The organism is Nocardia sp. NPDC050710 (genome assembly GCF_040654375.1).
Classification (GTDB): domain Bacteria; phylum Actinomycetota; class Actinomycetes; order Mycobacteriales; family Mycobacteriaceae; genus Nocardia.
Genome location: NZ_JBFAHV010000014.1, coordinates 60269 through 74060, shown reverse-complemented (window position 1 = coordinate 74060; position 13792 = coordinate 60269). Strand labels below are relative to the sequence as shown.

Genomic DNA, 13792 nt, shown 5'->3' with positions numbered 1-13792 from the left:
TCAGGTGTCCTTCAGGTCCGCTGTAGTTGGACCGCTCGAGTACCGTGACGGTATGCGTTTCGGGGTGCTCGGCCCACTGGCCGTCTGGACGGAGAACGGCACCCCGGTGCCGATCCCGGAGGTGAAGGTCCGCGCGCTGCTGGCCGATCTGCTCGCCGCCGAGGGACGTCCGATCCCGGCCGAGCGGCTCATCGAGGATCTGTGGGGCGAGCAGCTCCCACGAAACCCCACCGCCACCTTGCAAACCCGGGTGTCCCAGCTGCGCCGCGCCCTCGACACCGCCGAACCCGGCGCCCGCGACCTTGTCGTGTTCCAGCCTCCCGGCTACCGGCTCGCGATCCCCTCCGACGCCGTCGATTCCGGCCGCTTCCGCGCCCTGGTCGCCCAGGCCCACACCACCACGGAGCCTCGTGCGCGCGCCACACTGCTGTCGGAGGCGCTGGATCTGTGGCGCGGACCCGCCTACACCGACTTCACCGACTACGACTTCGCCCGTTCGGCCGCGACCCCGCTGGACGAGGAACAGGTGACCGCCCTCGGTGAGCACGCCCGCGCACGATTGGATCTCGGCGAACACCACACGCTCGCCGGTGAACTCGGCGACCTCGTCGCCCGCCACCCCCTGTGCGAACGGTTGCGCACGGTGCAGCTGCACGCCCTCTACCAATCCGGACGCCAAGGCGAGGCGCTCGCCGCCTACCTCGAGCACCGCGCCCGGCTGGCCGACGAGCTGGGCGTGGATCCGAGCCCCGAGGTGACCGCCCTGTACGAGGCGATCCTCAAACAGGACCCCGCATTGCGCCCGACCGGCACCCGCACCCCGACGAATCTGCCCGCCGCCGTGACGACGCTGATCGGGAGAACCGATGCGATCGCTCGCGTGCGTGCGCTGATGACGACGACGCGGCTGCTCACCCTCACCGGCCCCGGTGGAGTCGGCAAGTCCGCCCTCGCGGTGGAAGCCGCCCGCGGCACCGGCTGTTCCGCAACCGGTGGTGACATCCCGACGTCTGCCACCCACATCACCCCTCAAGGGGGTGCGGCGTTCGACCACGGTCGAACGGGAACCACCATCGCACTGCCGTCGGAGGGTGATCTGCCGCGGCTCGGAGTGCGCACCGCCACCGGCGACGGCATGTGGTTGATCGAATTGTCCGAACTCGACACCTCGGCGACCTCCGTCGAGACCCTGGTGGCGCTCATCGCCCGAACCCTCGGCATTCCCGACACCCGAGACGCGCCACACCACCCGTCGGACCTCGAACCGGCCGACGATGCGCTGCGCCGCCTCACCTCCGCGCTGGCGCCGCGTCAGCTGCTGCTGCTTCTGGACAACTGCGACCATGTCATCGAACCCGTCGCGACGGTCGCCGAGGCGATACTGCGAGCCGCGCCCGGTGTGCACATCCTCGCCACCAGCCGGGAACCGCTCGCGATCCCCGGCGAACGACTGTGGACCGTCGAACCCCTTCCCACCCCCACCACCTCGGGCGACAACCCGGCATCCTTCACCGCCGTACATCTGTTCGTCGAGCGTGCGTCCGCGACGGCACCCTCATTCCGGCTGACCCCGGACAATGCCGCCGCGGTCGCCGACATCACCCGCCACCTCGACGGAATCCCTCTGGCCATCGAACTCGCCGCCACCCAGGTCCGGACCCTCGGCGTCACGGAACTGGCTGCACGCCTGAACAACCGGTTCGCCGTCCTGACCGGTCGCCGCGGCGGACCGGCACGCCACCGCTCGCTGCGTGCCTCCATCGACTGGAGCTGGCGGCTGTTGACGCAGCCCGAACAGATCGTCCTGAGCCACCTGGCCACACACGCGGACGGTTTCACCCTCGCCACCGCAGTGCACACCGTCGCGGCCGACGGTATCGACGCACTGCCCGTCCTCACCCGCCTGATCGATCGATCCCTCGTCACCATGACCGACGGCCCCGGCGGAACGCACTACGCACTGCTGGAATCGATCCGCGCCTACGCCCTCGAACACCTCGGGGAGACAACCGAACTCGCACACCGCCGTCGGCATCCCCAGTCGGTCCCAGCCGAACCCGCGCACCTCGAACCCGCCGCGACCGCTTCGAGGGTGCGCCCGGTCCCGCACCGTTCTTCCCGGGCGGGAAGCCTCAGCGCGCCGACACCCGGTTCGAAAGTGCCGCAATGATTTCTGCCGCGGCGCGTTCACCGGATGCGACCGCGCCTTCTAGATAGCCGGTCCAGCGCTGCGCTGTCTCCGTGCCCGCCCAATGGATCGTGCCGGTCGGCGTCGCGGCGTCGGTGAGCACATCGAGCGCTCCCGGACGCGGAATCGCGGAATACCCGCCGCCGACGTGCCGATCGTGGTGCCACGACTTCTCGTGCCAGCTCAGCGGATTCATGGCGGCTTGCCCGAGATGGTCGGCCAATGCGGCCAGCACGGTGTCTCGCCGCTCGGTGCCGGTGAGCTGATCCAGTGCGCGGGCGGCCCGGCCGGGGACCAGCACACACAGGTGGCCAGGGCCATCCGGCGGTGAAGCGTCGAACGAGACGGGCACCGGCCCATCCAAAGAGATAATCTCGCCACTGAGCCCACGCTCACGCCAGAACGGAGTGCGATAGACAGCGATCGCCTTGTAGATCGTGCCCATCCGCAGGTTGTCCTGCGGGAGTCGGCGTTCGGCGGGTAACGGCGGATCGTGTCGGATCGAGGCCGCGACGGGCGCGGGCACGGTGATGATCGCGCGCGCCGCACGCACCGAGCCGGTCGACGTGGCAACGGTGACGCCGTCGGCCGTCCGGGTGATCGCGGTGGCGGGTCGCCCGAGGTGAACGGCGGCGCCCAGCCCGGTGGCCATCGCTTGGGCCAGACCACCCGCCCCGCCGGAGAGCAGCGATTCCTGTGCACCTCCTGCCGTGCCGAGCATGATCCGTAGGCCTCCTGCCGAGCGTATGCCCTGGGCGAGAGCGGCGACGGAGACCTGATCGAGGTCGCACGCGACTGCTTCGGACACGATCACCTCGACCACACGGCGTGCCCGCGCACCGGGGATCCGGACCAGCCAGTCCGCGACGGTCACCTCGTCCCAACGGCGGCTCGCGCCCGTGCGCGCCAGCAACTCCAGCCACACCAGCGCTACGCCGGTCGCTGCCGCGGTGAGTGGCGTGAACCGCAGCCGACGGGAACCGTCGAGGACGAGAGCTTTGCCGCCCTTCGGCGTCGGGAACAAGGTCATGCCGAATTCGGCGGCGAGCGCGGTCATTCGGGCGTGGTCGTGCCCGATCCACTGAGCACCCAGATCCACCGGTGTGTCCGCGGCCGAACGCTCAGTCCGGGCGCGGCCGCCGACGCGGTCGGCCGCCTCCAGGACAAGGACGTCGATGCCGTGAGCACGCAGGGCGCGTGCCGCGGCCAACCCCGCGAACCCCGCGCCGATGACCGCGACTGTCGTGCGTTCCATTACCCACTCCTTTATGCAACACATGTTGTAAAACAAGTGTTGCATAAGTGTTAGGCTATGGCCATGCCCCGCGCCGTCGACCGCACCGCCCGCCTCACGGCCGTCGGCGACGCCGTCGTCACCATCGCCACCGAGACAGGCTTCACCGCGGTGACCATCCGCTCGGTAGCCGAACGCATTGGCGCGTCGACCTCGGCGGTGACCCATTACGTCGGCAGCCGAGACGAGATGCTCCGAATCGCGGTGCGGCGCGAGGTCCAAGTCCGTCGCAGCCAAGCCGAGGCCGCGATGGCAGGCCGCCACGGCGCAGTCGCGTTGCGCGCGTTGGTCGAATGGGCAGTACTGACCGCCGACGAAGCAACCCACCGGTTCTGGCTCGCGCTGATCGTCGGCGCCCCCAACGAGCCGATCCTGCGCGCAGAGCTGGACGCCTTCAACGACTGGTGGGACACCCATATCCGAAACATGGTGGAGCAGACCGGAATCACCGAAGTCCAGCACGCCGCCGACCTGTTGAACGTCGTCGTCGACGGCCTCGTCATCGGCGCATTCGACGACGGCACACCGTGGCCACGAGCCCGCCGCCTACAGGTCCTCGACGCAACGTGGCGCGCCATCGGGATCGCCGAATAGTAGGCGCGCTCGCGCCGCCGCACATACCCCACCGCCAACCCGACGGTGCCGGTGTCGTGCATCTCGAACCAGGACCAGGCACTTGATCACCTGGAACTAACGTGTGACAGCAGATCTCGCGAACTTGTCGGCGGAGGCGAAATCGAAATCGCCGTAATCGCTGCCGAGCCCGCCCGCGACCAATCCGGCTACCGCACAACCCAACCGGGCCGCAACATCGGGGGATCGGCCCAGCGCCACCGCCCGTAGGAAACCGGCAGAGAACGCGTCCCCGCACCCGGTGGTATCGACCACCGAAACCTCGAACGCCGGAACGGCGGTATGCCCGTCACGGGTGACCACCAACGCCCCCTCGGCACCCGCGGTGGCCGCGACACAACCGACGCCGCGGTCCACCAATGCCCGGCACCCGTCGAGCAACGTGGCCGCGCCGGTCAACCCGAGCACCTGTTCGTCATTGGGCAGCAGGTAATCCAGATGGGGGAGCGCCTCCGCGATCCAGTCGAGCAGACCGGGATTGCCCGGGGCCAGCAGATCCGCGGACGTGACCACCCCGTGCCGCCTCGCCCGCGACAGCACCGACGCCGACACCGCACCACCGAAGAACTCCGGACCCCCCAGATGCAGATAAGTCACTTCCGCGAACAGCTCCGCCGGGAGCTCCTCCACCGGATACGCCGCCGTCGCCCCGACGACGTGCAGCGCGGGGCGCTCACCATTCGGACGGATCGGCAGCACCGACATCGAGGTTTGCAGATCGGCCAGCACCCGCAGATGCGCGGTCGAAATACCGTGATCCTCCAGCAGCATCCGCAACATCCGGCCCGCGGCGTCGGGGCCGACCGCGCCCGCCGAGAACACCTCCGCGCCCAGCTTCGCCAACGTCACCGCGGTGCCGCCCGCCGTCCCCGCCGCGGTCACCTTGATCTGTTCCACCAGCGCCGAACCCTGTCCGGGCGGAATAGTGTCGACCGGACGGGCCAGCACGTCGAGGATGTGCGCACCCAGGCTGATGATCTTCACGTCCCGATATCCTTCGTACTGCCGTAGTTTCGCCGGATCGCCTGCGTGATCACCGCCGTCTGCTCCTCGACGCTCAACCCGCGCACCGGCCCCAACGGCGCCGCCCGCAGATAGATCGCCGCCGCCCACTCCAACAACCGCGTCGACTCGAGCGCGGTCCGCAGCGTCGCCGCATAGGTGACCGCGCCGTGATTGGCCATCAGCGCCGCACTCTTACCCGACAACGCCGTGAGCACCGCCGCGGCCAGTTCCGCGCTACCGAACGTCGCGTACGGCGCCACCCGGACCACACCGCCGAAAGTGAGCATCTGATAGTGCAAACAGGGCAATTCGTCGACGATCAGACCGACCGCAACACACGACGGCGCATGCGTATGCACGACCGCACCCGCGTCGGTGCCGCGATAGACGCCCAGATGCAGATCGAGCTCTGATGTCGGCGCGAGCGTGCCGTGCCGCACCGCGCCCGCGGAATCCACCACGGTGACCTCCTCCGTGGTGAGCGTCGCGAAATCCGCGCCGGTGGCCGTGATCGCGATCAGTTCACCGACCCGGACGCTGATATTGCCCGCCGTACCGAGCACCAGCCCCTCGGCAGCCAATGACCGGCAGGCGATGACGATCTCCGCACGCACCCGATCCAGCGGCGCGGACACGCTAGCGACCCACCGCCGCCAGCACGCTGCGTGCTTGATGGTCGGCACCCAGCTGATTCGGATGGAACGGCACGGCCGGACCTACCGGATCGCTGGTGAACGGCACCAGCCCCTCGGCCCAGCGCACCCCGGGTGCCTGACAGGCATCGTGGCCGTCGCTGGTGGCATAGGTGTCGACCAACTGCACGCCGGTCGCCTCGGCCACCCGCGCCAGCATGGTGTTCAGCTCGATCAGTTTGCCGCCCAGCCATCGCGCGTCGGCATCCGAGATCGGCACCGCCGGAAAACATCCGCCCTCGGTCCCGACACTCTTGAAATAGTTCAGCAGCAGGATCCGCGCCCGCGGTGCCTGCGCCCGAATCCCCTGAACGGCCGCGGCGACTTTCGGTTCCGCCGCGGCGATATTCGCCGACATCCGGTCCACACCGTTCGCGACGAACGAGCCCACGCACGGCGCGGCCGTCGGATCCACCGTCAGGCAGGTTGCCACCGCCGCGGCCAGGCCCGCGTCATTGCCGCCGATCAGTATGGTCACCAAATCCGTTGCCGGGCTGAGCCGATCGAATTGCGGTGGATTCGACCAGAGCGGCATTCCCCGCTGCGCGCCCTGACTGCCGGTCATATCGTCGGTGACCGCGCCACCGCAGGACGCGTCGCGGAACACCGGAACCTCCAGCGCGGCCGCGACCTGTTTGGCGTAGTTCCCGCGGCTCTGCGCGCAACCCAGGGGCACGAATTCCTCGGTGGTCCGATCCGGATTGAGGGTCGCATCCGCCGCCCACGAATCACCCAGTGCCACATACTCACCGAATGTCGGGGCAGCATCGGCGGGGGCCGCCGGTGTCCCGAATCCGATCGCCGCGCATGCCACCAAAGCCACCGTTGCCTTGTTCATGCCACTCCACGAATCCGCCGTTATATGGACGTACGTCCAGCTTTGGTGAAAGTATCAGCCGCCGAGCGTTTTCGCAGCGCAACACCGAAGTTCACCCACACGGAACCGTCACAGTGACGTTATAAGGTAGGGTCACGGGAGAGCCGGGGGAGACACGACCAGGACCGAATTCGTAGTCGTGCCAACACAATGACTCACCGCGCCGAACGCTCCGGCAGTGCGCAGGCCATACCTTCCGCCATTCCGGTCGGGCGCACGCCCAGCGCCTGATTGAGCCGCGCTCGCTGATTCTCCCAGGCAATCGCCGCCGCCAATTCAGCCAATTGCCCCTTCGATAAATGGGTCAACAACTCGGCGCGCAACTCTTCCAGATCGACCGCGGGCGTAGTCGTCATGGCCTCCGCGAACGCCAGTACCGACTTCTCCAGATCGCTATAGACCGCACTGGTCTTGTATCGGGGCAAATCGACGAGCTGCCGCTCCGTCACACCACTCGAATGCGCCAGCGCCGAACCGATATCCAAACAGAATTCGCAATTGATCAACCCGGCTGTCTTCAACTCCGCCAATTCCTTGAGCTTCGGATCCAACCGGTTCGAGAACATCAGCATGAGCTCGTACACCATCGTCCCGAACAGCACTTGCGGCCGCCGAATCAACCATCCACCGAGGTCGACCCGATTCCGCTTCGCACTCCCGAGGACCACCAGGTAATGCCGCATCCGCTCGATCACCCGCATAAGCCACCCCTGAGGTCATCGCCCGAGCCCTCCGCCCGGACTCTCGATACAAACACTACGCCTTGTAGTAGACGAGAGACAACGGCTTCACCCGATTCGCCAGGGATCTTCGACATCCAGGGGAGCAGCAGCCGACGTCAGCGCCATGTGACCGTCCGATGATGGCCTTCGGTTCTTGCCGAGGAAGTCATATCGCCTGGCGCTGAAGTCCGATCGGTTATCGAAGATGTCGCGTGACATCTCGGCGAGTTCCTCGGCCAGGATGGCGTTGAGGGGTTTATCCGCGCGGTCGGCGGCGAGTCGGTCCTGTTTGGCATCGACGGTGCGGGTCCAGCGGGTCTCATCGCAGTAGGTGTGGATGAGGTCGTCGAGCCAGGGATCGAAGTCGGTGTCGGGGCCGACGGCGTCGACTAGCCCCATATCGGCAGCCTGAGCGACGTCGACCGGAAGGCAGTCGGCGAGCAGCTTGCGCGCGAGGTGCGGTCCGACCCGGCGGGGCAAGGTGTAGGTGCTCAACTCTGAGCCAGTGAGCCCGAGGTTGGCGTAGTGCGGGTTGAGCAGGATCCGGTTGCGGGCAACGACGACATCGGCAGTAAGTGCGAGCATGACCCCGCCGGCACCAGCGGAGCCGGTGAGGGCCGCGATGGTGACCAGGTGGGCCGTGCTTTGCAGCAGGGTGCTGCAGATTTCGTTGATGGCGTGCAGGTTTTCCCATGCCTCGGTCGCGGGGTGGTCCGCATACTCGATGGCACCGAGGTGGATTCCGTTGGACCAGTGGGGGTTATCGGTTCCTCGGAGTACGAGAGCTTTGATGGGGTGGCTGGCGGCAGCGCGGATCGTCGCCGCCAGGCGGCGACAGAAATTGGTGTCGAAGGCGCCGTTGTAGCTGTCGATGGTGATCGTGCCGACGTAGCCGTTGGTCTGAAACCGGATATCATGCCCGTCAGTGCCTGGGGCTTTCGCGATGGCCAGCGGGGACAATCCGAGTTTGCTCAGTACCGTGACCGCGGGTCCTTTGCAGGCCGCATCGGCGGGTCGGAGGTGTCCGATCCAGATCGTTGCGCCTGTGCCGCAAGCGATTTCGATGGCGTGATGGCGGCGACCGGTGATCGTACCCGGTTGGACGCCCGGGTGGATTCGGCGTCCAGGGTGGGCATCGAAGAGGTGGACGAGTCGCCCCGCGAGGGTGGTGCGCACGCCGGGGGAGCCGTCGGAGGCGCGTATGCGTTGCAGGATGGCGTCGGGGTCATCGGCCCAGTCGAAGGCGCGGTCGCACTGACGCATCGGTGGCCTGGCCCGGGCATGCGGTATCGGTCGCGGCGCCTGACCCTGATCGAGCGGGGTGAATGCAGGATCGCGGGCTCGATCAGCAGCCTCCAGTATGCATTCGACCGCGGCGTCCGCAACGGCGGTGGAGTACAGCGCGCTCTTGGTGATCCGATCGGGGACAGCGAACTCGCGCCAGGCCCAGATCGGCCCTGCGTCGAGTTCGTCGGTGGCGCCGAGGGCGGTGACACCCCATCGCGGCTCACCCTCGGCCAAAGCCCAGTCGAGGGAATGGGGGCCGCGGTCGGCTATCGGTCCGGGGTGCACGATGATGGTGATCCAGCGGTTCGTAATGTGCCGCGGCACGCGTATTTTAAGGTACGGGCAAACGATGAGGTCGAAATCGGCGGTGTCGACAGCGGTCTGCATATCCGCTTCGTTGCTTACGACCGCGGTGCGCACGGTCCGGCCGGTGCGCTGCAGAACCAGCGCGGTTCGCTGAGTCAGCCCATTGTCGGCGCTTGTGAGCAATAGGATTCGCTGGACCATGCGATACAGCCTTTCTCGGCACCGAAACCACCGTCGGACACCACCCGGCAATTCGTCACTGTGACGAAATGGAGGAAGGTTGCCGAGTCGGGAGAGGAGTGTAGCTAGTCGAATATTGGCCGAATCCAAGATATTTCGACGCAAGCCTCCGACCGCAGGAAAATTTCCATCAGGGATTATTCACGGCAAGGGGACCGCGCGGCAAACACGCGACAAAACAGCAAGCCCTGAGGAGCCGGGCGAGAGCCGATACACGGCGACAGATCCGGAACATCGCACACCGCAACAACATTCGCAGCCACAAGCCACTTCCGGCCGCCGCCTTTGTAACGCCGATAATCTACATTATGTCAAGTAACCGCCGCATCGCTCTCCCTCGATGTCGCGCAGTCGGAGGTACAGAGAGAACACCGCATCCGTCAGGGCACGATATTCTCGATGCCGCAGCCTGAACACAACCCGCCATGAGCTCCTCCTAGACGTCTTGATCTGAGAGCAATCGACCAGGAACCAGCGTGTCACTTCGCGAATCGGACGCCGATTACCATACCCGGATTCTTCGGCTTCCCTTGATGAACCGCAGATGACACGGGTTGCGAGCAGTCGGTTACTTGACGCGTGAGCCAAGCCGTCCACGCCGATTGCCCTGGCGCTCGCCTTGCTGTTCGGGTTCTCGGGCAGGCTCTTCTCCAGCATGGCGATTCAGGCGTCATCGCAGCTGGGCGGCAAGTCCGACGACGGCTGACGGCACCTCCGAAACCCCTCGTATGTGAGCGCTGCGGACAGCTTCGAGCGCAACCGCTCTATCGTCGACTACATGGGTCGGTACAGAGTTCGTAAGGTGCACAGCTGCGAACACTGCGGCACCGAGGAAGAACCACTGGGCACCTATATGGCTCTGGATCACGCCAAGAGTGCCGCCGAAACGGACGCGCATTGTTCCCTGCGCTGGGACCGGTTCGACAACGACTGGCCCTTGACGGCCGACCCCGAGGACGGGATCTGGCGGTACCTCATCGAGCAGATCGCCGACCAACCCGGAGGACTCCCCCTGTACAGATAATGTTTCCGCGAATCCCACCCATCGCAGACTTGAATGACTAAGATTTAGTAATGTGTCCACCACCGCGGATTTCGAACGAATGTTGCGTGGGGCCGCTCTGCGAGTGACAGCACCGCGGGTCGCGGTGCTCACCGCGGTGCACAACCACCCCCATTCCGATACGGATTCGATCCTCGGTCGCGTGCGCGAAACCCTCGGCACGGTGTCCCATCAAGCCGTATACGACGTGCTCCGAGCACTGACCACAGCCGGCCTGCTGCGGCGCATCCAGCCGATGGGCTCGGTGGCGCGCTATGAGACGCGCGTCGGCGACAACCACCACCACGTCGTATGCCGGTCCTGCGGCGTCATCGCCGATGTCGAATGCGCCGTCGGCGACGCGCCCTGCCTGACAGCGTCGGACAGCAACGGTTTCGTCCTCGACGAGGCCGAGGTCATCTACTGGGGTCTGTGCCCCGACTGCTCGACATCTCACACCCGATCACATTTGTGATCACAGCCCGATTCACTCAGCCCGAAAGGATATGCCGTGACCGAGGAACATCCGCCCATCGGAGAAGCCAGCACGGAACCTGCTGAAGGTGGTTGCCCCGTCACGTCCGGTCGCCGCAAGTACCCGACCGAGGCCGGCGGTAACCGTGACTGGTGGCCGAATCAGCTCAATCTGAAAATCCTGCAGAAAAACCCGGCCGTCGCCAATCCCATGGGCGAGGACTTCGACTACGCCGCGGAATTCCGAACCCTCGACCTGGCCGCGGTGAAGCAGGACATCGAGGCCGTGATGACGACCTCACAAGACTGGTGGCCCGCCGACTACGGCCACTACGGACCGCTGTTCATCCGTATGGCCTGGCATGCCGCCGGCACCTACCGCATCAACGACGGCCGCGGCGGAGCCGGCGCCGGTATGCAGCGGTTCGCGCCGCTGAACAGCTGGCCCGACAACGCGAGCCTCGACAAGGCTCGCCGTCTGCTGTGGCCGGTCAAGCAGAAGTACGGCAAGAAACTCTCCTGGGCCGACTTGATCGTCTACGCCGGCAACGTGGCGTTGGAGTCGATGGGCTTCGACACCTTCGGATTCGGCGGCGGCCGTGTCGACCAGTGGGAGCCCGAAGAGGACGTCTACTGGGGTCCGGAGCAGACCTGGCTCGCCGACGAGCGCTACACCGGCGTTCGGGACCTCGAGCGTCCGCTGGCCGCGGTGCAGATGGGTCTGATCTACGTGAATCCGGAAGGACCCAACGGCAATCCGGATCCGCTGCTCGCGGCCACCGATATCCGCGAGACCTTCCACCGCATGGCGATGAACGATGTCGAGACGGCGGCGCTCATCGTCGGCGGCCACACCTTCGGCAAGACTCACGGTGCCGGAGATGCCGACCTCGTAGGCCCCGAGCCCGAGGCCGCGCCACTCGAGGAGCAGGGTCTCGGTTGGCGCAGTTCCTTCGGGACCGGCGTCGGCAAGGACGCGATCACCAGCGGCCTCGAGGGCACGTGGACACCCACCCCCACCCAGTGGGACAACAGCTTCCTCGAGACGCTGTACGGCTACGAGTGGGAGAAGACCAAGAGCCCCGCCGGTGCATGGCAGTACATCCCCAAGGATGGCGCCGGGGCGGGCACCGTGGCCGACGCCCACGACCCGTCGAAGACCCACACCCCGGTGATGCTGACAACGGACCTCTCGCTGCGCGTCGACCCCGTCTACGAGCAGATCACCCGTCGCTGGCTCGACCACCCCGAGGAACTCGCCGACGAGTTCGCCAAGGCCTGGTACAAGCTGACCCACCGCGATATGGGACCCCTCACCCGCTACCTCGGGCCGCTCGTTCCGCAGGAGGCGCTGCTGTGGCAGGACCCCGTCCCCGCGGTGACGCATGATCTCATCGGAGCCGACGACATCGCCGCGCTCAAGAGCCAGATCTTGTCGTCGGGTCTGACTGTCGCGCAACTCGTTTCGACCGCGTGGGCGGCGGCATCGTCCTTCCGCGGCAGCGATAAGCGCGGGGGCGCCAATGGCGGACGAATCCGCCTGCAGCCGCAGAGCGGGTGGGAGGTCAACAGCCCCGACGAGCTCGCGCAGGTGGTGCGCACGCTCAAGGGTATCCAGGAGTCCTTCAACTCGGCCCAGACCGGGAACACGAGGGTGTCCTTCGCCGATCTCGTTGTGCTGGGCGGCGTCGCGGCGATCGAACAGGCCGCCAAGATTGCCGGTTACGACGTCGAAGTGCCGTTCACACCGGGACGTGCCGACGCCGCGCAGGAGCAGACCGATGTGGAGTCCTTCTCCGCACTCGAGCCGAATGCCGACGGCTTCCGCAACTACCTCGGCAAGAGCAGCCGGCTCCCGGCCGAATACCTGCTCATCGACAAGGCGAACCTGCTGACCCTCAGCGCTCCCCAGATGACGGTGCTCGTCGGTGGTCTGCGCGTGCTGGGCGCGAACTACCAGCAGTCGCCGCTGGGCGTATTCACTTCGACCCCCGGGTTGTTGACCAACGACTTCTTCGTGAACCTGCTCGACATGGGCACGGAGTGGGCACCGTCGGCGGCCGACGACGGCACCTATGAGGGCAAAGACCGCGCCACCGGTGCGGTGAAGTGGACCGGCAGCCGAGCCGATCTGGTCTTCGGATCGAACTCGCAACTGCGCGCCCTCGCCGAGGTCTACGCGACCGACGACGCGAAGCAGAAGTTCGTCGAGGACTTCATCGCCGCATGGACCAAGGTGATGAACCTCGACCGCTTCGACCTCGCCTGACCACATCCCGATAACCGATCCGGCACCCCGCGAACCGACCGAGTTCGCGGGGTGCCGCCCTTTCTTCCGCGCGACGGGATTGCTTCTGGGGGTCGGGTCTCCGCGTCACACGGTGGCGAGCCAGTCGTGGTCCGGGTGGTGGGACCGCAGGTACGCCCGGACCGTTGCCCGCGCGTCGGGGTTCAGACGCGGGAGGGTGCGGTGGAGGTCTGCGAGATCCTTGGGCCGATTGTGTTTGGCCTTGAACGCCAGGGCGAACTCGGGGTTCAAGTAGCGGATGCCGTGGGCGTCACGCCAGGTGGCTTCTTCCAGTGGGATGGCCATCGCCGGGTCGCGGCGATTCACCCAGTTGCCGTCCTGACCGGGGTTCAGGAGCATATCGATGAGCCAGGGTGAACGGGCGTTTTCGCGGAGCCAGACCTGATCCGCGGTGGCGGGGACCTCGGGGAAGCGGTCGTCCACGGGGCGGATGCCGTCTTCACCCGCGGACCAGATGTGCAGCTGTCCCCCGATTGCCTTCCGCAAGGCGGGGATGTCCGAGCGGAAGATCGAGACGTCGATATCGCTGTGTTCGCGGTGGGTGCCGGTGAACGCGTCGATGGCCCAGCCACCACAGATCCACCAGGATGCCGACAGGGGCATCAGCACCTCGGCAACATCGGTCGGCGTCAGCACCGCCCAAGGGCCCCAGAGGTCGCAGAACTCGACGGCCTCGGCGTCGACCGGTGTTCTGACCGGAAAACTACGCATTGGAAACTCCCCC

12 protein-coding genes are annotated in these 13792 nt (G+C 66.6%); 5 read left to right on the top strand and 7 right to left on the bottom strand.

Annotated elements, in window-relative coordinates; translation table 11 throughout:
• Nucleotides 1–52 precede the first annotated feature (52 nt).
• Nucleotides 53–2170 (top strand): BTAD domain-containing putative transcriptional regulator, encoded by a 2118-nt coding sequence (locus tag AB0H61_RS22930; protein WP_357307689.1) that lies wholly within the window; start codon nucleotides 53–55, stop codon nucleotides 2168–2170.
• On the opposite strand, the gene AB0H61_RS22925 is transcribed toward AB0H61_RS22930, so the two are convergent.
• The gene (locus AB0H61_RS22925; RefSeq protein WP_357307687.1) at nucleotides 2133–3443 is read right to left on the bottom strand and encodes an NAD(P)/FAD-dependent oxidoreductase; all 1311 of its coding nucleotides are present in this window, start codon (nucleotides 3441–3443) and stop codon (nucleotides 2133–2135) included. The two genes, AB0H61_RS22930 and AB0H61_RS22925, sit on opposite strands and share 38 nt — an antisense overlap.
• A gap of 63 nt (nucleotides 3444–3506) precedes the next feature.
• On the opposite strand from AB0H61_RS22925, the gene AB0H61_RS22920 reads away from it, so the two are divergent.
• Nucleotides 3507–4076 (top strand): hypothetical protein, encoded by a 570-nt coding sequence (locus AB0H61_RS22920; protein ID WP_357307685.1) that lies wholly within the window; start codon nucleotides 3507–3509, stop codon nucleotides 4074–4076.
• Between the two features lie 96 nt (nucleotides 4077–4172).
• On the opposite strand, the gene AB0H61_RS22915 is transcribed toward AB0H61_RS22920, so the two are convergent.
• The 5 genes from AB0H61_RS22915 to AB0H61_RS22895 form a co-directional block, all read right to left on the bottom strand.
• On the bottom strand, nucleotides 4173–5099 hold the full coding sequence (locus AB0H61_RS22915; RefSeq protein ID WP_357307682.1) for a PfkB family carbohydrate kinase: 927 nt from the start codon (nucleotides 5097–5099) through the stop codon (nucleotides 4173–4175).
• Complete coding sequence (locus tag AB0H61_RS22910) at nucleotides 5096–5755, bottom strand: class II aldolase/adducin family protein (protein WP_357307680.1); 660 nt, start codon at nucleotides 5753–5755, stop codon at nucleotides 5096–5098. Before AB0H61_RS22910 ends, AB0H61_RS22915 begins: the two co-directional genes overlap by 4 nt.
• A gap of 1 nt (nucleotide 5756) precedes the next feature.
• Nucleotides 5757–6650 (bottom strand): SGNH/GDSL hydrolase family protein, encoded by an 894-nt coding sequence (locus AB0H61_RS22905; protein WP_357307678.1) that lies wholly within the window; start codon nucleotides 6648–6650, stop codon nucleotides 5757–5759.
• A gap of 194 nt (nucleotides 6651–6844) precedes the next feature.
• Nucleotides 6845–7390 carry a carboxymuconolactone decarboxylase family protein gene (locus AB0H61_RS22900; RefSeq protein ID WP_357307676.1) on the bottom strand — a complete coding sequence of 182 codons (546 nt, stop codon included), beginning with the start codon at nucleotides 7388–7390 and terminating at the stop codon, nucleotides 6845–6847.
• 87 nt (nucleotides 7391–7477) lie between these two features.
• Nucleotides 7478–9205 (bottom strand): enoyl-CoA hydratase-related protein, encoded by a 1728-nt coding sequence (locus AB0H61_RS22895; protein WP_357307674.1) that lies wholly within the window; start codon nucleotides 9203–9205, stop codon nucleotides 7478–7480.
• A gap of 817 nt (nucleotides 9206–10022) precedes the next feature.
• On the opposite strand from AB0H61_RS22895, the gene AB0H61_RS22890 reads away from it, so the two are divergent.
• The 3 genes from AB0H61_RS22890 to katG are packed head-to-tail and all read left to right on the top strand — an operon-like array spanning nucleotide 10023 to nucleotide 13029.
• On the top strand, nucleotides 10023–10268 hold the full coding sequence (locus tag AB0H61_RS22890) for a hypothetical protein (protein WP_357307672.1): 246 nt from the start codon (nucleotides 10023–10025) through the stop codon (nucleotides 10266–10268).
• Nucleotides 10269–10320: 52 nt separating this feature from the next.
• The gene (locus AB0H61_RS22885) at nucleotides 10321–10761 is read left to right on the top strand and encodes a Fur family transcriptional regulator (protein ID WP_357307670.1); all 441 of its coding nucleotides are present in this window, start codon (nucleotides 10321–10323) and stop codon (nucleotides 10759–10761) included.
• Nucleotides 10762–10797: 36 nt separating this feature from the next.
• Nucleotides 10798–13029 carry a catalase/peroxidase HPI gene (gene katG / locus AB0H61_RS22880; protein ID WP_357307668.1) on the top strand — a complete coding sequence of 744 codons (2232 nt, stop codon included), beginning with the start codon at nucleotides 10798–10800 and terminating at the stop codon, nucleotides 13027–13029.
• A 105-nt stretch (nucleotides 13030–13134) separates the two neighbouring features.
• Here katG and AB0H61_RS22875 read toward each other — a convergent pair whose 3' ends face one another.
• Entirely contained in the window at nucleotides 13135–13779 is a 645-nt protein-coding gene (locus tag AB0H61_RS22875; RefSeq protein ID WP_357307666.1) for a hypothetical protein, read from the bottom strand.
• Nucleotides 13780–13792: the final 13 nt, after the last annotated feature.